Source organism: Pseudofrankia asymbiotica, assembly GCF_001983105.1.
GTDB lineage: Bacteria > Actinomycetota > Actinomycetes > Frankiales > Frankiaceae > Pseudofrankia > Pseudofrankia asymbiotica.
Genome location: NZ_MOMC01000088.1, coordinates 16,468 through 38,920, shown reverse-complemented (window position 1 = coordinate 38,920; position 22,453 = coordinate 16,468). Strand labels below are relative to the sequence as shown.

At 70.0% G+C, this 22,453-nt stretch carries 17 protein-coding genes and 1 pseudogene; 9 read left to right on the top strand and 9 right to left on the bottom strand.

The genetic code is table 11. The annotated features are described in order from the left end of the window. Window positions 1-185: 185 nt before the first annotated feature. Window positions 186-494, top strand: a pseudogene (locus tag BL253_RS33950) (TetR-like C-terminal domain-containing protein); the annotation flags it as partial. A 195-nt stretch (window positions 495-689) separates the two neighbouring features. On the opposite strand, the gene BL253_RS33945 reads toward BL253_RS33950, so the two are convergent. The 4 genes from BL253_RS33945 to BL253_RS33925 all read right to left on the bottom strand — a co-directional run bounded on the left by BL253_RS33945 (window position 690) and on the right by BL253_RS33925 (window position 9,333). After that, entirely contained in the window at window positions 690-1,391 is a 702-nt protein-coding gene (locus BL253_RS33945) for a hypothetical protein (RefSeq protein ID WP_076821678.1), read from the bottom strand. Window positions 1,392-1,441: 50 nt separating this feature from the next. Next, the gene (locus tag BL253_RS33940; RefSeq protein ID WP_076821677.1) at window positions 1,442-2,218 is read right to left on the bottom strand and encodes a DUF4419 domain-containing protein; all 777 of its coding nucleotides are present in this window, start codon (window positions 2,216-2,218) and stop codon (window positions 1,442-1,444) included. Window positions 2,219-2,810: 592 nt separating this feature from the next. Next, entirely contained in the window at window positions 2,811-3,152 is a 342-nt protein-coding gene (locus BL253_RS33930; RefSeq protein WP_131831647.1) for a hypothetical protein, read from the bottom strand. A 13-nt stretch (window positions 3,153-3,165) separates the two neighbouring features. After that, on the bottom strand, window positions 3,166-9,333 hold the full coding sequence (locus tag BL253_RS33925) for a DNRLRE domain-containing protein (RefSeq protein ID WP_081438970.1): 6,168 nt from the start codon (window positions 9,331-9,333) through the stop codon (window positions 3,166-3,168). A 1,033-nt stretch (window positions 9,334-10,366) separates the two neighbouring features. Between BL253_RS33925 and BL253_RS45205 the strand changes: the two genes are divergently transcribed. Together BL253_RS45205 and BL253_RS33915 are read left to right on the top strand one after the other, a co-directional pair. Next, complete coding sequence (locus BL253_RS45205; protein WP_338013766.1) at window positions 10,367-11,089, top strand: flavin reductase family protein; 723 nt, start codon at window positions 10,367-10,369, stop codon at window positions 11,087-11,089. Between the two features lie 74 nt (window positions 11,090-11,163). Then, complete coding sequence (locus BL253_RS33915) at window positions 11,164-11,946, top strand: hypothetical protein (RefSeq protein ID WP_076821670.1); 783 nt, start codon at window positions 11,164-11,166, stop codon at window positions 11,944-11,946. Window positions 11,947-12,043: 97 nt separating this feature from the next. Here BL253_RS33915 and BL253_RS33910 read toward each other — a convergent pair whose 3' ends face one another. Next, on the bottom strand, window positions 12,044-13,111 hold the full coding sequence (locus tag BL253_RS33910; protein ID WP_076821668.1) for an NAD(P)H-dependent amine dehydrogenase family protein: 1,068 nt from the start codon (window positions 13,109-13,111) through the stop codon (window positions 12,044-12,046). Between the two features lie 219 nt (window positions 13,112-13,330). Between BL253_RS33910 and BL253_RS33905 the strand changes: the two genes are divergently transcribed. From BL253_RS33905 to BL253_RS33890, 3 genes are all read left to right on the top strand, one after another. Continuing rightward, complete coding sequence (locus tag BL253_RS33905) at window positions 13,331-13,984, top strand: TetR/AcrR family transcriptional regulator (protein ID WP_076821666.1); 654 nt, start codon at window positions 13,331-13,333, stop codon at window positions 13,982-13,984. 73 nt (window positions 13,985-14,057) lie between these two features. Further along, on the top strand, window positions 14,058-15,011 hold the full coding sequence (locus BL253_RS33900; protein ID WP_081438969.1) for an ABC transporter ATP-binding protein: 954 nt from the start codon (window positions 14,058-14,060) through the stop codon (window positions 15,009-15,011). Between the two features lie 1,688 nt (window positions 15,012-16,699). After that, window positions 16,700-17,734 (top strand): ankyrin repeat domain-containing protein, encoded by a 1,035-nt coding sequence (locus BL253_RS33890; protein WP_076821663.1) that lies wholly within the window; start codon window positions 16,700-16,702, stop codon window positions 17,732-17,734. A 44-nt stretch (window positions 17,735-17,778) separates the two neighbouring features. Here BL253_RS33890 and BL253_RS33885 read toward each other — a convergent pair whose 3' ends face one another. Continuing rightward, complete coding sequence (locus BL253_RS33885) at window positions 17,779-18,723, bottom strand: alpha/beta hydrolase family protein (RefSeq protein WP_076821662.1); 945 nt, start codon at window positions 18,721-18,723, stop codon at window positions 17,779-17,781. Window positions 18,724-19,102: 379 nt separating this feature from the next. Here BL253_RS33885 and BL253_RS33880 point away from each other — a divergent pair, with 379 nt between their 5' ends. Together BL253_RS33880 and BL253_RS33875 are read left to right on the top strand one after the other, a co-directional pair. After that, entirely contained in the window at window positions 19,103-19,693 is a 591-nt protein-coding gene (locus BL253_RS33880; RefSeq protein WP_076821660.1) for a TetR/AcrR family transcriptional regulator, read from the top strand. 371 nt (window positions 19,694-20,064) lie between these two features. Further along, entirely contained in the window at window positions 20,065-20,697 is a 633-nt protein-coding gene (locus BL253_RS33875; protein WP_241835386.1) for an NAD(P)-dependent oxidoreductase, read from the top strand. 26 nt (window positions 20,698-20,723) lie between these two features. Here the strand turns inward: BL253_RS33875 and BL253_RS42590 are convergent, their stop codons facing one another. The 3 genes from BL253_RS42590 to BL253_RS44955 form a co-directional block, all read right to left on the bottom strand. Continuing rightward, a complete protein-coding gene (locus BL253_RS42590) occupies window positions 20,724-20,891 on the bottom strand; it encodes a hypothetical protein (RefSeq protein ID WP_158230473.1) in 168 nt (55 codons plus the stop codon). A gap of 446 nt (window positions 20,892-21,337) precedes the next feature. Further along, entirely contained in the window at window positions 21,338-21,763 is a 426-nt protein-coding gene (locus tag BL253_RS33870; RefSeq protein WP_076821658.1) for a universal stress protein, read from the bottom strand. A 10-nt stretch (window positions 21,764-21,773) separates the two neighbouring features. After that, window positions 21,774-21,899 carry a hotdog family protein gene (locus BL253_RS44955; RefSeq protein ID WP_274535293.1) on the bottom strand — a complete coding sequence of 42 codons (126 nt, stop codon included), beginning with the start codon at window positions 21,897-21,899 and terminating at the stop codon, window positions 21,774-21,776. Between the two features lie 70 nt (window positions 21,900-21,969). On the opposite strand from BL253_RS44955, the gene BL253_RS33865 reads away from it, so the two are divergent. Then, entirely contained in the window at window positions 21,970-22,434 is a 465-nt protein-coding gene (locus BL253_RS33865) for a hypothetical protein (RefSeq protein ID WP_076821657.1), read from the top strand. Window positions 22,435-22,453: the final 19 nt, after the last annotated feature.

Below are 22,453 nucleotides of genomic sequence, written 5' to 3'. Positions count from 1 at the left end.
CAACAGCCGGCGGCCCTCCTCGTCGGTCAGCCGCCGTGCTCGCACGGGTTGCGCCATGACGTCCACCTCCCGGTACCACTCACACATCGGTACCGACAGTGCACACCCGAACACCCAGACAGGCGCAACCCGATCACCGCACTCCGCCCCAGCCAACGTAGGCGGTCAGCGCACTAGCCGCCGTCAGCCAGGCCTACACGGCCTTCGGCGACCAAAGCCCCGCCCTCTACGACGCGATGTTCGCGCAGGCCGTCAACCTGCCGTTCGCGACCCCGGAAGCGCCAGCAGCCCTGCGCACGGCCTTCGGCGAGCTGGCCGAGGCCGTCCGACCGCACGCGGACGGCGACGACCTCGGCATCCTGACCGAGACGTTCTGGGCCGCCCTACACGGCCTCGTCACGCTCATGCGCGGCGGCAGACTCCCCCGTGGACACCACGACAGCAGGCTCGCCCTCCTCCTGGCCCGCTTCGGGGCGCACGGCGCCCATGACTGAGCAAGTCCTCCGATTGGACGGACACCGCAAGAAACCGGACGCCGCGAGAACGACGGACGCGCCGACCTGAAGCGCTGGCGCAAGTTCCGAAGATGAGTCAGGCGTGGGTGTTTGGCACTCTCCGCGTAGACATGGCGGGCGCCGGAAGGCCCGATCAAGGTCAGCGAGCAGGGTTCTGGAAGTCTGAAAGACCGATCAGGCGGCGGGTTGGTCAAGCTGGTCGAGACGACCGGTTTCCAGGTGGGCGATGTCTCCGCCCGCGTGGAGGGCGGCGTCAAGCAGGAGCGCCAGCGAGGTGCCGTACACGGATACCTCGCTCGGCTCGTCTGCTAGACGGAATCTACGGCGGCCCAAGTCCGGGCCCGGGTCGGTGACGTCCTCGACGCGGCAGGCGACCCAATGGGTTGTCCGGGTATCGAAGTCGAAGTCGTGGACGGCACCGATGCTGCGGCCATCATCGAGCTCGATGAACACGACAATCGAAAGCATGTGGTCGCCGAACCACACCGTGCGGTGGTCGGCAAAGGGCAGGATCCGCCAGGCGCCGTCGAGCAGCGTCGCGGAGCCGATACGGCGGTACAGCGCCAGGATCTCGGCACATACCGCCGCCTCGCGCCACCAGTCCACATCTCGCGGTGGGGTGATGGCATGATCACGCATGATGCGATCGATCACATCGTCGATCTCGATTGCTGCCGGTGTCAGGTGCCAGCCGGCGACCGGTCGCAGCGCCCCGCCGTCCTCCTGGGTGACGCCGACCAACCCGGCATGCAGGGCTACGGCCCGGTTGTCGCCGTCGACCCGGTCGTTGACGTGAAAGACCACCCGCGACAGCGTGGCGGGCACGTCCTTGCTGTGAACTCCCGGGCCCTCATAGAAGGCGCCGTCTTTGGTCACGTCGCGCGGCTCGTCGAGGGGCAGCTCCAGTAGTGGATTTGGCGCCTCGTCTACGTTGTCACCGCTGAGGTAGGGATAGAGCCGCGCGCCCAGCCGGTGATCATCTCGCCGCCGTAGGCATCGATCGGGTTGTAGATGCGCCGCCAGAAGGCGGTGTCCACGTCACCGGCCGCGGCACATACGAACTGGTCGGCGATCGGCGCGAGCGACTGGCACCAGGTCTCGAGCCCGAAGCTGGCGATCGCGTCGACCCGCGCGCGGACCTGTCGCCAGTCCTCGACGGTGCCCGTCAAGGTGATCGACGGGATGCCGCAGATGCAGACCAGCCAGTATGCAAAATACGGCGAGTACGCGTCGAGGAACACTATTCGTCCCGCAACCCGTTCGACGTCGGTGCTGGTAGAGAAATTGCACTCGAACAGGTCGCCGGTACTGACTTCGTCGGCGAGTCGTTTATCGAACACGTCTACCACGTAACGCCACGATCTCGGGTCCTGCGGCATGGGTCCGTCGACCGTCACGGTGAGCCGCTTGCGGCCGCTGTGGCCTACCAGCCGCGGACGCAGCTCCTCGGCGTGCAGACGGACATGGTGAGCGACGCCCTGCAGGATCGTGAGCCACACCGCGTCCGGGGACAGCACGAGCGGGCGATGATCGGCAAATGCGCGTCCGACGGCGTCCAGCAGCGGATGCACTCCGTTCGGCACGAGTATCCGGGTGCCCAGATCGCCGCCGAACACCAACGCATCGCCGTACAGATCGGCGACCGGCTGGGTGGGTAACGCCTCGGTCGCGAGCGCCACGTCGTCAACCGCGAAGGTCACCATCGCACAACCCTACCGCCGGGTTCGACCCGACGATTCGCCACTCCGCGCCGCCTTCCTCTGCCGCAGACTCGAGCGATCMCCGTCTCGGGCCGCGCTGATCCCACCGCGCGGTGCCGCTCTCCGGGACGGGGGTACAGCATGACACCGCGCGCTCGCCTATCTCATACAGCGCCCCACGCCATAGTGTCGGAGCATGCGTTACGACCTGGCTCGCGACCAGTGGTCCGCCATCGACACCGGTACGGTGATGGGGCCGGACGGCCGACGGTACATGCGGCGCGGCACGCGCATGAAGCGGAAGCAAGCTGGGGCCCTGGTGGCCAGTGGTTGTCCGCTACTCGTCTACTGGCCCGGGGGCTTGCCCGAAAAGACCCGCGTGGAGTGGTTCGACGGCACGGACGCTCTGTCGGCTTGGAGCTCCCATCGCTCCGCCGTCACCACCGATCCATCTCAGACAGCGAAGGGATCGACGCTGACAGCCGGGCTCTGGGAGTCCGTCGAGGAGGAACCCCTTCTCGTTCTGACCTGGCATCACTAGTACGCCCGCTCAGCGCCCTCTTCATACACCGTCGGTTCCGCGGAGTCCCGATGGCTAGTCGGAATCCAAGAGATCCTGGCAACTTTCCAGCGTCTCTATCGATGCCTGCAGGTCGCCGAGTCGGGCTCTCACGACCGCGAGGACTTCCTGGGCCACTTCTTCAAGCGATCCCTCCAAAGAGCCCGGTCCAGCCTCGAGGAGCACCTCCCGGACCTCGTCGTCGCTCGAACGAGACAGAGCCGTAGTCAACAGTTCGTCGAGCCATTCATCGAGAGCGTCGGCGTCAGCGGGGCTCGTTCTAAATCGACGTAGAGAACTGACGAGATGCTCCGGAACGTCTTCGTGCGGCGTCGGCGACGCGACGCTCCTCGACACGCCTCGCGGGTCCTTGAACATATCGCCTCGCTGGCTACCAGTAGTAGTGACGGGTGTGAACGATCCTTCCACCGAACGATCGGTCGACGTGCACATGGTCGCGCGCGCTGCAGACGTCGCGGAACGCACAGGTGTTTGGATGCTTGTTGGCGTATCGCCGGGCGGCCGACCGCGCCGCTCCCTCACTCTTGTAGATCTTGCCGCTGTACCTCGCCCCGCGCATGCCTGCTTGGGTCAAACCCCGGAGCCCTCGGGCACCAGGAATGGCGCCGGCCATCGCCCATGCGCCACCTGCGTAGTTTCCTCGCCTGAACGCTGAGTACGCTCGGTATGCCGAGTAGCCTGCGACTACACCAGCACAGACGCTACATCCGACCATGGCTCCGACTGTGGCGACCTTCAGCGCGCGCTTTGCCCACTTCTTCCAGCCAAAGCGGCCGTCGAGGTCGAAGCTGTTGTAGGGGTCCTGGTAGGCGTAGTCGTAGGGGTTGGCGGAGCCGCCGGGGACGGGGTCGGTCTGCAGGAAGCGGCCGAGGTTGGGGTCGTAGAGGCGGACGCCCATGAGGGTGAGGCCGGACAGGGTGTTGCGGGAGCGCTGTTTGGCGCCGAGCCAGCCGTAGGTGGGGTAGGCGGAGGCGTTGAAGTAGGGGAGGCCGAATTCGGTGTTGTCGGCGTAGCTGGCGATGGAGGTGGCGGTGGTGGTGTCGGGGACGGTGGCGACGATGTCGCTGTGCAGGTTGGTGAGGTGCAGGGTGACGGTGCCGGCGTTGTCCTGGATGGCGGCGAGGCCGCCGTCGATGCCGGTGATGTTGCGGCTCCAGGTGGTGCCGTTGCCGGTCCAGGCGGCGCTGTCGGTGGAGCTGGTCGTGTAGTGGTTGGTGGTGGTGGTGCCGTCGGTCCAGGAGCGGATACGGCGGGCAGGGTCGAGGGCGTAGGTGCGGGTGGTGGAGCCGACGGTTTCGGCGGCGACCACGTCGTTGACGTAGTAGGCGAGGGTGGCGGCGGTTCCGGCGGGTGGGTAGGGGTCGGTGGTGGTGCGGCCGAACAGGTCGTAGGTGTAGCCGCTGTTGGTGAGCCGGTCGGCCTGGTCGTAGCCGAAGCCGAAGCCGGTGGGTGCGGTGGCCGTGGAGCAGTTTCCGGCGGTGCTGCCGCCGGCGTCGGCATAACTGGTCATCGCGGTGCGGTTGGAGTCGGTGTCGTAGGCGTAGACGCGGGTGGTGCACTTGGCCGGGCCGCCGAAGCTGACGGTGTCGGCGGCGGAGGTGAGCCGGCTGGCATTGTCGTAGCCGAGCGTTCGACCGCCCTGTGGGGTGGCGTCGAGGCGGATCTGGCCGTAGACGGAGTTCGTCTGGGCGAAGGTCAGCCACGGGGTGCCACCCTTGGCGTAGGTCAGCGAGACAGCGTCCCCGGTGTTGTCATAGCGCGTGGTCGCCACAAGCCCGTTCGGATACGTCTGCGAGGTCAGCTTCCCGTCGCCGTTGTAGGTGGCGGTGAAAGTGGACGGGGCGCTGCCAGCCCCGACGTCGAGGCTCGTGAGCAGGCCGCGGTGTTCGCCGGTGGTGCCGTCGTAGGTGTAGGTATAGGTGCCCTTGCCGTCGCTTGCGGTCGAGGTGCGGCCGTCGAGGTCGTAGCCGGTGGTGGCGGTGTTGCCGTCGGCGTCGGTCTGGGAGGTGATCCGGCCCCAGGAGTCGTACCCGGTCGTGAGCGTGACGCTGTTCGCGGTGGTGGTCGTGGCCAGACCGGTAGCGCTGTCATAGCCGAAGGTGGCGGTCGGCAGGGCCGTTCCGCCGTTCGCGGCGGGGCTCGCCGCGATGGCTTCCGAGATCTTGCGGTTCGCCGTGTCGTAGGCGTAGGTGATGGTCCGGGTCGTCGAGCTGACGGTGTCGGTCGAGGTGAGGACTTGGGCGAGGTCGTTGTAGGTGTAGCTGGTCACCGGTAGCGGGTTGCCGGACGAGGGCTGAGCGGCGGGACCGCTAGTGCAGGCCAGGCCGGTCCAGGCGGCGTTGACGCAGGCACCCGTTCCGGTGGCGGTGTAGTAGCTGGTGAGGGTGGTGTAGGCGTCGGTGCCGGCGCTGTTGGCCTTGGGCTGGCGGCTTTCGACGACGTTGCCCGCGGCGTTGAAGTAGGTGGTGYTGACGAGGTCGGGAGTACTGCCGCCGCCCATCCAGGTGGTCACGGTGGTGGGTTTGCGCAGGTTCCAGCCGGAGGTGGCGGGGTCGGCGCCGGTCTTGGCCTCGTAGCCGTTGATCGTCTTGCGGGGCTCGATATCGGAGCCGTTCGGCAGCCGGATCGACGTGGTGACCGTGGTGGCCAGCCGGTAGGGGTCGGGGGCGGAGGGTGCGCCCTGGTCGTAGTCGGTGTGGACGTGCTGGCGGGCGGAGTAGCGGGCGCCGGTGCTGTCGACGATCTGGTGGGTCGGGCCGTAGGTGTCGGTGACCGCGACGCCGTCGTTGGCGTAGACGGTCTGCTCGTCGAGGAGCTGGGAGCGGGCCGCCGGGGAGGTCAGCGCGGCGACAGTCTGGTCGGTGTCCGCGGTCGGGGTCAGCGCCTGGTTGCGGTTCTCGGCCGACAGGGTGCGGACGGTGTTGCCCTTGGCGTCGTGCTCTGTGGTGGTGATCTGCCAGGCGCCGTTGCCGTAGCTCGCCGCATTCACCGCCCGGCCGCCGGTATCGAGATACGTCAGGTCCGCGTACGGCCAGTCCGTCGCCGTCGGCGGCGAGGAGGGCACACGGCTGGCCGGGAACACACCCGCGCCGTAGATCGGCAGGTCGGTCTGCGCCCAGGCGGCCACCTGGCCGGGTGCCAGGTCGATCGGCGCGCCGGCACCGGTGATCGGGATGTCGTAGGCGATCGTCTGGGTCGCGTTAGGCCCGGCCGGCGTGGGCCGGGAGACAGTCGCGATCCGGCCCGCGCCGTCATAGGCCAGCGTCCAGGTCGCCTGGCCGGGTGGGGTGACCGTGGCGATCCGGCCGGAACCGTCATAGCTGTAGACGGTCGCCAGGTTGGTTCGGGGATCCTTCGCCGAACGCAACCGGCCAGTCGAGTCATACGCGTAGCGGGCAACCGTCACTGGCGCACTGGTACCCAGAGCCATGGCGATGCCGGTCAGCCGGCCGGTGTAGTCGCCCCACGTCGCGGGATCCGTGCCGCTCCCGGTCGCGGTCGTCGACGACGCGTAGGTGAACGTCAACGCCCGGCAGCCGGCGATCATCGTGGTGCACGCGTCGCTGGTCGGCATCGGTGCCAGAATCCGTGTCGTCCGGCCGGAGGCGTCGGTGGTGAACGTCGACTTGGTGTTCGACCCCGCCTCGAGGACCTGGTCGACCACCCAGACGGTGGCGCTGCCCACGGTCTTTGAGACGTAGATGGTCTGCGTCCCGTCGTCGTCGGTGACGGTGAACTTCGTCGCCGAGTTCTTCACCAGCTTCGACCCATCGGTGGCCGAGTCCCCGACCCCGGCATAGCTGTAGGGATAGCCGCCCGATCCGGTGCGGGTGTAGATGTCCTGGACGCYGGCCTCGTCGGTCAACGTCGCGTAGCCCTGGGTGTCGGTGAAGTCCGCCAACGTCTCATCCGCCCGGCCCGCGTCCGGCCCCGGCATCGACGCCGTCCAGCCCGGCCCGAACACCCCCACCGTGCCGGTACCGACCGCCAACGTCGTCAACGTCCGGCCCACCGACAGATCACCGGTGTAGGTCGGCATCGACACGTCCGTCGCTGACACCGAGTAGTCACCCGTCAGCAGCGCGACCGTGCCCGGCCCCACCGGCTGGGTGGCGTCCGCGTCCGCGAACGCGCGCCGGGCGAACTGCACCGTGTGCACCGACACGCACGACGTCGTCCCGCCCGCGTCCCGGAAACAGGCCTGGACCTGCGCCGCGCCATCTCCCGCGGACCAGGTGGCCATCGTCGCGGCGAAATCCCACGTCAACTTGTCAAACGCCCCGGACCCGTTACGGGCCATCGGCCATGACGGATGCGTCGACGTCCCCGCGACCACCACATTCGCCGTAGGAATGTTCGCGAACGGCGTCGCCGGGTTGGTCCCCAGCCGATACTGGAACGTCACCCCTGTCTGTGACGACGGGGCCTGCCCCTCCAGCGTGGTGTACTTCTGGATCCGCTCGCCCTCGGCCGGCTGCGCCAACGCTCCGGCACCGACACCGAAGGTGTAGGCGACCACCGCCGACAGGTTGCCCGCCTTGTCCTTCGTGCGCACATAGAACGTATGCAACCCGGCGGCCAACGTGACCGGCGCCGTCGCCGTCCCCGCGTTGACCGTGTCCGTCGACGGCGACGGCTGATCCACCCCATACAGGAACGACTGCGTGTCCCCGCCCGGCGACGTCCACGAGAACGTCCCCGTCGTCGCCGAACCCCACCCACCCGCGGGCCACGCCACCGACGCCACCCCGCTCGGCGCCGCCGGCGCGGTCGTGTCCACGGTGAACGGGATCCACCCCGACCAGTTCTGCGAATAGTCCAACCCGTCGAACCCACGCGCCCGCCACTGGTACTGCCCACCGTTCGCCAGCAGCCCCGACGGCACCGTCCACGACCCGGTCGCGTTCGCCGAGATGTTCGACACCGAACCCGAGGCGACCAGCACCGTCGCGTTCGCGTTCCACACCTCGAAGTCCAGGCGCACCGGCGCGCCCTCAGGATCGTACGAACCACCCTTCAACGTCGGCGTCGTCGTGTTCGTCCACACCATCGACGACGGACCACCACAGTTCGGATCGACACACGGCGACGTGAACCGCCCCGCCACCGTCCCCGGATACGAGTTGAACGTGACGCTGATGTGCGGCCCCAGGAACGTGTCACCCGAGTAGAAGTACTTGAACTGGTTCGCGTCCCCCTCATTCGGCGTCCGCAACGTCAACGCCTCCGGCGACGCGAACCCGTTGTGCGCCCACGCGTCCACCAACCCCGTGATGTCGATGTTCGTCCCACCCGACGACGTACACGACCCACCGTTGTTGAACGACCCCGAACCCCACGTGATCCCATCCGAGGCCGGCTGGGTGTTCCACGTCGTCCCCGGACTCATCCCCCCGGCACCCTGCACCACGATCGGCTGCGCCGTGCACGTCGCCGACCCGCCCTGCCACAGGTTCAACGTCGCCGACGTCACATGCGTGTTCTTGATCTGCGAATCATCGAACCGCAGGAACGACCGGCTCACCGGCCCACCCAGATAGTTCCCCACCCGCAACAGCTCGTACGTGTCGTAGTTCGTCGTCGGATTCGCGTTGTTCACGTCGGTGTCGAGGTTGTCCGCGAGGGTCGCGGCCGGGTCGATCGTCACCGGGTACTGCCGCGCACCGTCGGTCAGCCACGCCTTGTCCGGCTTCAGCGTCAACGTCGGCGCATCCGCCTTGGCCGTGTCCAGCGCCGCGTCCACCCCACGGACCCGGTCTGGCAGCCTGGTCGCCGGATCCACATGCGCGTCCCACATCAGCGGCGCCGGCGACCTGGCCGTCACCTTCCCACCCGCCGACAGCCGCAGCTCACCACCGTCGGTCCGCGACGCCGTCACCCCACGCAACCGCATCGGCAACCGCAACGCCGCCTGCGCCGCTGCCGCCGTAAACGCCACGACCTGCACGTCATAACCGGTCGGCGTCACCTTCACAACCAGATCCGTGCCAGCGGCGACGTTCTTGTACGTGGCCGTGTTGTCCTTCAACACCGGGGCGGGCAACGCCGACGGCCAGCCGAACGCCACCTCATGGCCGCCGTCGGTCAACGTCGCGACGTCGCCCGCGGCCTTCCCCCCGGCCGACAACACGATCCCCGCCTTGGCGACCTTTGGCACCACCCGGCCACCATCCAGCACCAGCGTCGTGTCGATGTCCGCCCAACCGTCACCGTCACGGACCCGCCGCACACCCGAATAGGCGTCCAGCGTCATCGACCCGTCCGGGTTCACGAACGTCGACGTCGACTCCGTTCGCAGCCCGGTCACCTCGATCCGCCGCTTCTCCGCCCGCGCCGCCAACTGCGCCGACACCACATCCGGACGCTCCGCCGGCCCCAGGTCCGCCATCGCCACCGCCGGCGGCGTGGCGGGCGAGGCCTCCCGCGCCGATGCCCGCAACGCCGGCACGAACTCCACCACCGTCATCACCAGCACCGCCGCCAGCAGCACACACAGCAGGCGCAGAACAGGGAACCGACGCGCGGGCGCGGCCACCATCACACCGACTCCTCGGGGCAGGCAAAAACCACGGAGAAAAGGCAGAGAAAGCCACGGGCACCACACCGTGYACGCGCAGCGAAAACCAGCAGGTCGCCGCCACGACACGACGGCACACCACACTGGCGCAGACGAAACAAAAACCGGGCGCCATCGTGACGCATGGACCAACAGACCGTCAAGCAAAAAGACAGATCCGGCCGTAGGAAATCAGCACCCGACGGAACCGACGGCACATCAAAGGAAGACCCGCGCGCRTGAAGCACCAGCGGCACCGCTGTCAAGTACCAGCCTTCAGGAGCACGCACGGAGGCACTCGGGAACGCCGAGCCCGGAGCACCGCCCAGACCGCGAACCCCGCCGGGGCCACGACCGCCACCTTCCACCTACGTGAAGGTAGCGCTGGGTAATTCACGCGCGGAACCACGCCCAACTGGCAGAATAACTTTCTGCCCCGCGGCGGATTCTCGGCGCGCCGAGAATCCGTCACTCACGGTTCTCTTTACCCCGCCAGAGTTTCAGACGGTAATCAGCGCAGGCAGCCGGGCAGGTCAGCCGCGCAGAAGTCACGAGCCTCGCCACCGCGCACGACGGCTGGAAGTGCAACACCGCCCCACGGCCCACGACCGCCCACGTCAGCCGAGCGCCATGATCGCCGCCTATGCCCTCGGGTGGTCACGAGCAGCGCCCCCGCTTCGCCGTGGCGAGCGCGGGCCGTAGCCGCACAGCTCCCCTGGGCGAGAGGGGGCGATCGCGACGAATCAGGCGTGACGGCGGCGGAGGGTGACGGCAGAGGGCGGCGAGGCCTCGAACGTTGGCGTGTGTGTCAGTAGTGTTCGGGGGACGGCCCACCTGGACACGGCATGTCTTGTCGACGCCGTACCCCGGTGCCGGCTCGGGGCGCGTGTGTCCGCACCGATCGCACGGGCAGGGTGGACGAGCACGAACGGAGCAGAGTCCGAACATGCCGAACCGCACACCGTCGCCTCTATCGCCGACATCGCCGTCCTCGCCGCGGGCGGCCTCCCGGCCCGTGGGTGGCAATAGCGACGACGCCGGCGCCGAGGCGATGCGTCAGGCCTTCCGGCGACATGCGGCGGGCGTCACGATCGTGACGATGTCCGGACCGCGCGGCCCGGTCGGATTCACCGCCACATCCGTGGCATCCCTCTCCGAACGCCCCCCGCTGCTCGCGCTGGCGCTGTCGGTCCGGTCGTCGATCGCGCCGACGCTGCGCGCCGCCGACACGCTTCTCGTTCACCTGCTGTCCCGGGATCAGCAGGAGCTCGCCGCGCGCTTCGCCGCGCTGGGCGTCGACCGGTTCGCCGCGCCCACCCGCTGGCGCCGGCTCGGTACCGGTGAGCCGTTGCTGCTCGACGCCACCACCTGGCTGCGCTGCCGGATCCGGGATCGTTCCGCCACGGGAGACCACTGGCTGGTGGTCGCGGAGATCCTCGAAAGCCAGGTCGACCCCACGGCGGAGCCACTCGTCTACCACGACGGCGGCTACGGCACCGTCCTCAAGAGCGACGACCGCCCCGCGGCCAGCGCCGCGAAGCCCGTAGGCACCGCGAGACCTGTAGGCACCGCGAAGCCCGCCGGGGGCACGAAGCCCGCCGGGGGCACGAAGGCCAGCGGCACCGCGAAGCCCGTAGGCACCGCGAAGGCCAGCGGGCGCGCGAAGGCCGTCGAGCGTGGCGCGAAGGCCGTCGAGGGCGATCTCGGCATTCGTGGACGGTCGCCGTCAGGCTCCTGACCGGCTCAGCGGATACCAGCCGGACATTCCGGCGCAKAGGCCACTGACCTGGCATCCCGCTGACAGGGGGTGCTGTGCAGGACTGGCCCAAAACAGGGACGGCGACCTCTCGCGTCGTCGACCGCCCGGCCACCGAGCCGGCGCCGAGCGCGGCACTCGCGCATCCCGCTCACCCCACGCCCACCGATTCGACGGCACGGCGCTGGCTCGGGCGGCTGTTCGCCGTGGTCGTCGTGCTGGCGGGCGCGCTGTGCGCCCATCTCGCCTGGCTCATGTACGCCTTCTCGATGAATCCTTACGTCGCGTCCGCGGCGAGGATCTCGTCCGGGCGTCTCGGCGCACTGCTTGTCGGGCTGCTCGCCGGGCTGGTCCTGCTCCCCCGCGTACGCCCCGTCGTGCTGTGCTACGCGGGCTGTGGCCTCATCGAGATCGCGGCCATCCTCCTGGTCGCGTTCCCGGCCTGGGACAACACCTCCTACGGTTACCAGGTCCAGGAGATCGCCGGTCTGGTCGCGACCGCCGGCTTCTCCGTGCTGGCGCTGTCCACGGTGACGGTGCTCCTCCGGCGTCGCGTGGCCGCCTGGCTGCTCGCCCCACTGCTCGTGGTCGCCCATCTTCCGGCCCTGATCATCGGGACCTCGGGAGAGGACGCCACCAACACTCTGGCCGACGAAGYCATGATCCGTGTCACGAGGTCGTTCCTGCTCTTCTACGTCAAGCGGCTGCCCTGGCCGCCGAGTCTCCCGGAGGCGCTGTTCGCCGCCGTGGCGCTGCTCGGAGCCTGCCTGGGCCTCGCCCAGGCGGCCCGCTCCCATGCTTTGGCAAGGGCCGGCAGGACGGGCCGCCGAACGACCTGATCAACTGGCTGACACGGCCCGGGGGGACTGTTCGCCGAATCGTCCTGTTCTCCCACCGGGACTTGCCGACACCCGGACTTGCCAAGCATGTGTGCCCTCAGGCGCCGCCGACGGTGAAGAAGGGGAGGTCGAGGGGGGTGACGAGGCCGGGCGGGGCGGCGCAGACGGCGGGGATGGCGTTGAGGATGCGCATCGCGGAGCCGATGAGGCCGGCCACGGCGTGGCTGCCGCCGTCGTCGAGACGGGGCTCGAGTTCRAGCGTGAACGACGGGTGGCCCGTGACCTCGACGCGGTAGCCGGAGCGGCCGCCGGCCAGGATCGGCCAGTCCGGGCCGATGTCGTCGCGCAGCCGGTTGACGTGGGCGGCGGTGATCGCGGGCCGGCCGCCGACGATGCCCGTCACGTCGAAGCGGACGGCCGCGGTGGTGCCCTGCTCGACCCGGCCCATCGCCGTGTGGAACGTTTCCGGGGCGGGAAGCCGCTCATGCTCCTCGCGGATCTCGTCGAGCGTCCAGCCGAGCGCGTCGGCCAGGAGCTGGACGATCCCGCCCCAGCCGAAGGTCACCGCCCCGGGCTCGAACAGCGCGGCTGGATGGTCGAGCGGCAGGCCGAAACCGAAGACCTCTCCGGTGAAGGCCGGGTCGGCGTACTCGCCGTAGTTCATCAGCTCGCTGACCCGTATCGAGTCGACGCGTTCGCACATCTGCGCCACCAGCAGCGGGACCACGTCCCCGGACCAGCCGGGGTCGATGCCCGAGGTGAGCAGCGTGGTCCCGCCCTTCTCGCAGGCGGCCGCGAGCCGGCCGCGGGTCGCGTCGTCGAGGAACGCCGGGTTGATCAGGAAGACGAGCGCGGTGCTCACGATGTTCTTGCCTGCGGCGAGGATCATGCACAACTCGTCCATGGTGTCGTCGATCCGGGACTCGCCCTGGACCGTGTACGACACGCAGTCGGCATCGAGGGCCAGCAGCGCGTCGATGTCGTCGGTGGCGACGACGCCGGTGGGCTCGCTCAGCCCGCACAGCTCGGCCGCGTCCCGCCCGATCTTGGCCGGCGAGTGGGCGTGCACGCCGACGAGCTCGAGATCCGGCCGCCGGATGATCCCGCGTAAGGCGTGCTGGCCAACGTTCCCGGTCCCCCACTGGATCACGCGTAGCGGGCTCATCAGCTACCTCCGGTCACAACCTGGCTCACGGCGACGTCCGTGAACGGTAGCCATGATCGACGCTGTGAGGGGCGCCCGCCAGTGGAATGACCGGCCGGATCGCGGGTTCGGCCCGGGCCCGGGCGGGTGGCCCGGCTCATATTTCACCGCCTGTTGAGTTCTGCGAGGTCCGCCGCTAGCCTTAACTCATCGGGCGTTGAGATTTGGAGAGGGGGCGGGATGCCGGACGAGGAAGGGCTCAGGCGCGTCGGGCGGCGTCCCGGCCAGTCGGAGGCACGGGCCGAGATCCTGCGCGCCGCGCGGATGCTGTTCGCCGAGCGCGGGTTCGTGGGCGCCTCGATCAGGTCCGTGGCCGCCGAGGCCAGGGTCGATCCGGCCTTGGTGCACCACTACTTCGGCACCAAGGAGGGGCTGTTCCGCGCGGCCCTGGAGATGCCGATCCAGCCCGAGGAGCTGGTGGAGGAGATCTTCGCCGCCGGGGTGGAGCGGGCTCCCGAACGGCTGGTGCGGACGTTCCTGCGGGTGTGGGACGGGCCCGAGACGGGGCCGGCGATGGTCAGCTTCCTGCGGACGGTGCTGGCGCGGCAGGAGTCCTCGGACCTGATGCGCGAGTTCCTCGGCGCCACCGTGGTGCGGATCGCGGCGAGCAAGCTGCTGGGCGGTGTCGATCCCGCCGAGGCCGAGGTCCGGATCGGCCTGGTGGCCAGCCAGATGCTCGGGCTCGTCGTGGCACGCCGGGTGCTGGCCGTCGAGCCGCTGGCCAGTCTGCCGGCCGAGGTGCTGGTGGCCACGATCACGCCCACGATCACCCGGTACCTCCTCGGCGAGCTTCCCGGAGCCCACGCGGTGGCGGAGAACGATCCGTCGACCTGATCGCCCCTCCCCACTGAACTGATCCCACTGGGCTGACCCCGCCGTACAGAGTCCTACAGAAGAGAGCTCATCCATGAGCGTCACGCACGCGCCGGCGGCGGCCCAGCCGGCGATCCGGATCGAGGGGCTGGTGAAGAGGTTCGGCTCCTTCACCGCGCTCGACGGGCTCGACCTGACGGTCGCCCGCGGCGAGGTCCACGGCTTCCTCGGCCCGAACGGCGCCGGGAAGTCGACCACGATCCGGGTGCTGCTCGGCCTGCTGCGCGCCAACGCCGGCACCGTCCAGCTGCTCGGCGGCGACCCGTGGCGTGACGTCGTCCCGCTGCACCGGCGCCTGGCCTACGTGCCGGGCGACGTCGTGCTGTGGCCCGCGCTGACCGGCGGCGAGGCGATCGACCTGCTCGGCAACCTGCGCGGCGGCCTCGACGAGACCCGCCGCGCGCGGCTGATCGAGCGGTTCGAGCTGGACCCGACCAAGCGCGGCCGCCAGTACTCCAAGGGCAACCGGCAGAAGGTCGCCATCGTGGCCGCGCTCGCCTCCGACGTCGAGCTGCTCATCCTCGACGAACCGACCTCCGGCCTCGACCCCCTCATGGAGGCGGTGTTCCAGGAGGAGATCGCCAAGGAGAAGGAGGCCGGCCGCACCGTCCTGCTGTCGAGCCACATCCTCAGCGAGGTCGAGGCGCTCGCCGACCGCGTCAGCATCGTCCGCCAGGGGCGCATCGTGCGCACCGGCACCCTGCGGGACCTGCGCGGCCAGACCCGAGTCAAGATCACCGTCACGCTGGCCCGCCCACCGGAGGCTCCCGGCCATGACGGCCTTCACCGGCGCCCGCCCGCTGCTCAGGGTGGCGCTGCGCCAGAACGCCCGCGCCATCGCGCCCTGGGTGATGCTGATCTCGGCGCTGTCCGCCTCCTCGATCCTCGCCTACGCCTGGATCTTCCCCGACGCCTCGGACCGCGCGGAGCTGGCGCACTCGCTGGGCGGGAACCCCGCGCTCGCCCTGATCTTCGGCCCGGCCCGTGACCTGACGACCCCGGACGGCTTCAACGCGTGGCGCGCGGGCGCCCTCGGCGCGTTCTTCGCGGGACTGATGGAGATTTTCATCGTCATCCGCAACAGCCGCGCCGACGAGGACTCCGGCCAGGCCGAGCTTCTCGCCTCGGGGGTGCTGGGCCGCCAGGCCAGGCTCGCGGTCGCCGTTCTCCTCGCCGCCGTCGCCGCCGCCGCGCTGGGAATGGTGAGCTTCGCGCTCACCGTCGCCTGCGGCGGCGCGGCGCTCCCGTCCCTGACGCTGTCGGCGACGTTCACCGCCTCGGCGCTGGTGTTCGCCGGAGTGGCCGCGATCTGCGCCCAGCTCGGTTCCGACGCCCGCACCGCGGACAGCCTCGCCGTCGCCGTCCTCGGCGTCTGCTACGTGATCCGCGGCTATCTCGACTCCAGCGAGGCCCCCGGCTGGACCTCCTGGACCACCCCACTTGGCTGGCTGTCCCGGACCAGGCCCGCCACCGACGACAACCCCTGGCCCCTGCTCGCCGCGCTCGCCCTGACCATCGCCCTCGTACTGGCCGGATCCGCGCTGCACAGTCGCCGCGACTACGGCCTCGGGCTGATCGCGCCCCGGCGCGGCCCCGCTCGCGGCGGCGCGACGGCGAACGTGTGGGGCCTCGCCTTCCGGCTGCACCGCGGCACGCTCGCCGCCTGGCTGGTCGCCTTCGCCAGTCTCGGCCTGATCTTCGGCAACCTCGCCACCTCCCTCGGCGACGTCCTGCGCGACAACCCCGCCCTGGCCGGCACCCTCGCCGCCGGCGCGACCGACCCCGCGGGGCTCACCTTCGCGTTCCTCATCACGATCCTGAACCTCGTCGGCATCATCGCCGCCGTCGCGGGCGTCCAGGTCGCCCTGAGGATCCACGCCGAGGAGGTCGACTACCGGGTCGAACCGCTGCTCGCCGGCGCCCTGCGGCGACATGTGTACCTGGCAAGCAACGCCGTCGTCGCCCTCGCCGCGCCCGCGGTCGCCCTCGCGGTCGCCGGCACGGCGCTCGGCCTGGTCGCCGCGGCCCAGAAGGACACGATCGCCGCCGGTGACGTCGCCACCCAGGCGCTGGTCACCATCCCCGCCGTGTGGACCCTCGTCGCCCTGGCGCTGGCCGCCGTCGGCGCCGTGCCCAGCAGGCGGCTCGTCGCCTGGCTCGGCATCGTCGCCACGTTCGGGCTCACCCTGCTGGGGCCGACGTTCAACCTCCCCGGCTGGGCGCTGGGCATCAGTCCCCTGCGCCACGTCCCGAACGTCACCGCCGCCGCCCCCGACTGGCCCGGCCTGGCCTGGCTCACGGGCGTCGCGGCGCTGTTCCTCGTCGTCGCGTTCACCGGTTTCCGCCGCCGGGACATCGTCTGAACGGACAGACCCACGCGCGCCGCCGCCCATAAACGATCCTCACAACCCCCAGAAGCCAGGATGTCGCGAGCACCGCTGGAAGACGCCGGGCCAGATAGTGACCGCGGGAGGGCACGAACAGCGATCTACGCCGGCGTTCTCCTTCTTCGGCCTGGGGGCGGCGGTGGTGGCTACGATGGGTGGTGAGCGCGGGAGGGCGCTTCCGGGTCCGCGGGCAGGACTGAGTCCACCTTCAGAGACGTGATGTGCCCAATGCTGGTGACGTTCTCCTTCCCGGCTCGGCGCGCGGACCGCGAGCTGACGAGGGGACGTCATGCCCAGTCTTCCCGCCCGCCCGGACTTCCAGCAGCTTCGCCACCAGGCCAGAGACCTCCTGCGGGCCGCTCAGGGCGGTGACGCCGCCGCGCTGGCGCGTGTTCACGCCGTCGGGACCGAGGTCGGTCTCGCGAACGCCCAGCTCGCCGTCGCCCGGGAGTACGGGTTCGCCAGCTGGGCCCGGCTGAAGGCCGAGGTCGACCGGCGCGAGATCCTCGACGACGTCGACGCCGCCGGGCTGGCCGACCTCCTCGCCCGCGAGCCGCGCCTGGCCGTCGCCGAGATGACCCAGTGGTGCGACCACCCGTTGGGCGCGTCCCCGTTGGACTACGTGGCGATGCTGCGCTACGACACGTCCCGCGACGTCTGGCGGGACGTACCCGGCGCCGCGCCCCTGGCCCACGTGCTGCTCGCCGCCGGAGCGCCGGTCGACGGCGAGCCGGGCGGCCCGGAGACTCCGCTGATCACCGCGGCCAGCTATGGCGACGCCGAGGTCGCCCAGGTCCTCATCCAGGCGGGCGCCGACCTCGAGGCCACCTCGTCGCCGACGTCCGGCGGGGTTCCGGGTGGGACGGCCCTGCTGCACGCGGCCGTGTTCGGCATGACCGCGGTGGTGGACGTCCTGGTGAAGGCCGGCGCGCGGGTCGGTGACCTGGTCATCGGCGCGGCGGCCGGTGACATCAGCGGCTGGCCTCTCGGGGAGGCCAGCCCGCAGCAGCGCCTCCTCGCGCTCATCATGGCCGCGGACCACGAGCGGCTGGCGGTGATCGAGGCGCTGGTGGCGGCCGGCACGCCCGTCGACGGGGTCGACGAGATCTGGGGCCGCCATCCGCTGCGGCTCGCCGCCGCGAACGGGCGACCGGCGAGCGTCCAACGCCTGCTCGCCCTCGGCGCCGATCCCAACCAGCGGGACGCCGACGGGCTTACCCCGCTGGACCTGTGCCGGGCGGGGCGTTCCCACCACGCCGCCGGCACCGGCCACGCGGAGGTCGAACGCATCCTCGAACCGATCACCGCGCCCGAACCCTCATAGCGGGAGAGCAGGCCCCGCCGCCCACGCCATTGACCCATCCCGCCTCATTTGGATTCAAGCCGGCCCAGCGGACTGGAAGTCTCCGTCAGGGCCTTCCGCGCCGCCAGCCAGCTGGAATCCTCGATGCCGAGGGCGTGGCGGAGATAGGCGAGGGTGACCCGCTGGATCAGGGCGACTCGTTCGGGGCTCTCGTCCGTCGTCTCCCTGGCCTCGTAGCCGGGGATGCCGCCAAGCGAGTGCTCTGCCCCGAAGACGGTGAGCAGGCTTTTGTCGCCGGGGCTCAGGAAGTACGGGTCGGTCATCCAGTCCGGCCCCCGAACCGTCAGCGGCGAGTCGTCCCGGTCCCCCGCGACCACGAGGGTGGGCGTGGTCATGTCCGCGAAGCTCGGGTTCATGAAAGGGAAGTTCTCGACCGCGAACGGAGACAGGTCGGCCCCGCCCAGTCCGGCGGTCGCGAACAGCACACCCGCCTTGATCCGCGGGTCGGACAGGTCATCCCCCTCTTTGCCCTCCGGGCCGAGGACTCGCAGGCCCAGCAGGTTGCCCGCCGTCTGGCCCCCGAAGGAGTGCCCGGCCGCGGCGACGCGACTTCGGTCGACGCGCCCGCCGAGGCCGGGGACGGCGGCTTCCAGGAGTTCCAGATGATCGAGGACGCGCTTCATGTCCTCGACGCGGAAACGCCAGATCCGCGGCGTCCGGGGGTCGTCGTGAGGAATGTTGAGCGTCCGCGAGTCGAGATGGGTCGGCTGAATCACCACGAAGCCGTGCGCGGCCCAGAAGTCGGCCAGCGGGCCGTAGCCGTCCAACGACGAGCCAAATCCGTGCGAGAAGACCACGACGGGCAGGTCACGTCCGGTCGCGGGCGCGGACACCCGCACCCGCAGGTCCTCACCACGGCCCGGCGCCGGCAGCACGACCGGCTTCACCGAGACGACCGGGGCGGGTTCACCTGTGGCTGCGTCCGTGGTCGCCGTTCCTGTTTCAGCCATGGAGAATTCTCCCTTTCAGTTTTTCGGTTTGTTTCGCGGCTGTCTCGCGGCGGGTCCGGCTGACGTTGACAAGGCACGCCGGGCCGGCCCGGCACCCGAGCAGCCGTTCGACGTGTGGACGCGCGAGCTCCGCCTTGTCGCGCGCTATCCGCGCCGTCCTCCAGCGGCTCCCAGGCCGCGCGTAGGCGTGGGCGCGGCACCGTGGGACGGGCGTCGGTGCCGCCGCTCGGCCGATCGGTGGCGCCACGCGGTGACCAGGCGCGTTCTGGTTGTCGGGGCCGCGATCTGGCATCATCAAGAAGCGGGACACCGTCCCGGTTGACGATACGGGACACTGTCCCGTTTAGCAAGCACGGCGACGGACGAGGGGAGGACCGCGGTGAGCGACAGCGACCCGGACACGGCGCAGGCGGTCCGACCCAAGCGGGCGGACGCGCGGCGCAACGAGAAGACCCTGTTGGACGCCGCCGCCGCGATCTTTGTCGAGTCCGGCGTGGAGGCCCCGATCCGTGACATCGCGGCCAGGGCGGGAGTCRGGACGGCGACGATCTACCGCCACTTCCCGACGCGGGCGGATCTGATCATCGCCGTCTACCGGCACCAGGTCGAGGCCCTCGCCAAGGCCGGCCCCGACCTGCTGGCGACCAGCGCCAGTCCCTACGCCGCGTTGGGACGGTGGATCGACCTGTTCGTCGACTTCGTGGTCACCAAGCACGGGCTCGCCTCAGTGCTGCAGTCCGGCGACCCCTGCTTCGATCCCCTGCACTCCTACTTCCTCGACCGGCTCGTACCTGTCTGTGCCCAACTGCTCGACGCCGCGGCAAGCTCCGGCGAGATCCGCCCCGACCTGGACGCCTACGAGCTCATGCGCGGCGTCGGGGGCATCTGCATAGGCGCCGACACCAGCCATCGCTATGACGCACGCCGGCTGGTGGAGTTCCTCGTCGCCGGCCTACGCCGCCCGCAGTGACGCCTCAGTCCTCCTGAGGCCCGCCGGGACCTCCCGGGACCGGCGCTTTGCTGGCAGATGAGTCTGCTGACGGCCGAGGTCTCGCGCCAGCTCGAGCGGCGACGGCGGCTTCACGAGCTACCTCGTCGAGATCTGAGCACGGACATGCAGCAGAGACTCCCGACCTTGCTGGGCCGCGAGGCGGCCGGATGGTCGATGTCCACTGGCGGTGACGGACCGCGGATGATGCCCTGGTGAGCCGCATCGCGATTCTTCACCCGGGGCAGATGGGCGCGGCGGTGGGCCGGGCGCTGGTCGGCTCCGGCCACGACGTGACCTGGCTGCCAGCCGGACGAAGCGCGAGCACGCGCCGTCGCGCGGATGCCGCGGGGATGCGCGAGTCGGTCGACCTGAGAGACCGCGACGTTGTCCTGTCCATCTGCCCACCCGCAGCCGCGGCGGAGACCGCCCGGACGGTTGCCGGCTTCTCCGGGTTGTACGTGGACGCCAACGCGATCAGCCCGGGCACCGCTTCCGGCGTCGCAGCGGTGGTTCAGGCCCGCGGAGCCACGTATGTCGACGGCGGGATCATCGGGCCGCCGCCGGAGCAACCCGGGACCACCCGCGTGTTCCTGTCCGGGGAGCGAGCCGAGGACGTCGCCGCGATCTTTCGCGGCACCCGCATCGAAGCTGTCGTGCTGAACGGCGACAACACGGCCGCGTCGGCGCTGAAGATGACCTATGCGGCGTGGACCAAGATCACCTCCGCCCTGCTGATCAGTGCCTGCCGCGTCGCGGCGCGCCACGGTGTGGACGAAGCACTCGCGGCAGAGTGGGCGCGCTCTCAGCCTGAGCTCGCCACACGCCACGCCGCCGCGCTCGACGCGGCAGCCCACAAGGGGTGGCGCTGGGAGGAGGAGATGCGCCAGATAGCTCGCACGTTCGCCGAGGCGGGAGAGCCAGCCGGCTTCGGCGACGCGGCTGCTCAGCAGTTCGGCGGATGGCCCCGCCCGGCCAACTCCTGACGGCGCTGTTGGGCCGTGGGGCTGGTCTATACAGGGTCGACCTTGCTACGCGACGGGTCCATCACGGCCCGCTCGTCGGCGCGGTCGACGCGATGCTCGACTTCGGGAGTGAGTACGACGCCGAGCAGGTGCAGGTGATCGGTAAGACGTCGTCGAGCGGTCGCGATCGGTGAGTAGACCGAGCCGTCGAGCATCGCGGAATGGACCTCGCGTACGTTTCCCCGCCTGACAAGGCCCGAGTCGCGCTCACTCGGTGGGGCGCCTCCAAAGAGAGCAGCTGAGGTAGCGCCGGTCAAGATGATCTGCGGCAGCGCCCCACGCTTCCACGACCGCGCCGCAGCGGTGAATCACCGCCGTGACCGCCTCGGCCGCCTCCCGCGCGACGCGATTGACCAGCACAGTGGCGAGCACAACGGTCCAGTATCGTCGTCGTTCCCGCTCAACAGCCGCCTCGCATGATCAGTGCCTGGATGGAGACGCCCCAGCGTGCCTTGAGCATGGCGAAGTCATGCAGGGTGTACTCGTGGTCGGCCATCGCCTCGCGCATTCGATCTGCCCATATGATCATCGGCAGGTCGCGGTTGGTCCTACGACCGATCACACGTGCCGGCATCCCGATGTTGCCGGCGGCGACATCTCCTCAGTGGGTGTGCGCGATGAGGATGTCGCAAGGCGCGTGACGGGCGACGTCCGCTGCGATGCTACCCAAGACTCGGGTGACGCCTTGGACGCGTTTGTTGCCAACCACGATGATGCTCGCCCCGAGCTCTTCGGCGACACTGACGAGCACGTCAGCCGGCTTGCCGAACTCCGAGCGAGGAGTGGTCGGCAGGCCAGCGAGGTCGGCCGGGAGATCTTCGATCGCCTGCTCGGCCATCTTCAGCGCGACATCGCTCGCGGACAGGTCGAGTTCGTCGCCGGGCCGGCCCATCTGCAACGGGTCGGTTGAGCTGAAGGCGCTGACGACGATCAGCTCATGCCCGAGGGCGGAAGCGAGCACCGCCGCTCTAGCCGCGGCATTGCTCGCTGTGTCACTTCCATCGACGCCGACAATGATCTTGCCCATCTCACACCTCTCATGGCCTGCGCGGAAGCGCGACGGTAGCCGTGCCCGGCATGACGTTCTGTCCGCGCTGGCTGGTTGCCCAGGTCTCGATTTCGACGACGTTATCGCCGCTCTGGTCGAGATGCTTGCCGGTCACTCGGCCACTCGGCCGGACGACGTCAGAAAGGTAGACGTGGGAGCGGTACTGCCCGTGGATGTGATTGAGAGTGCCGGCGTCGCCCATCCAGTTCGGCGCGACGATCGGTCGTCTCCGCCTTGACCCACCACCGGACCCCGAGGCTGCGGCGGCGCACTGCGAGCGGCTCATCCGCATACCCCAGGCAGCGACCTCCGCGGTCGGCGACGAGCTGGCCGGCTGGCTCGGCGACGACAACGCACGCCTCCTCACCGCATGGAGGCCGGCCGTGCTGGCCATCGAGGATGAACGACTGCGCCGCTTCGCCCTCATCGCGCTCTCCCAGTCGCTGCGACCGTCCTCCCGCTGGCTGGTCGACTCGGTGAAGGTCACCGCGGATCCCCATCGGGTGCCCATACCGCTTGCGCACAGCCCGCGGCGGTGGGCCCGTCAGATCGCCCGCGACTACGAGGCCGAACTGGCCGCGTTCGAGGCGGCCCGTAACCCCGCGCGGCCCCCCATGTCCGCACGCGCGGCGCCCGCCCGCCCGCGGTAATCCTTCATGGCGACGCGCG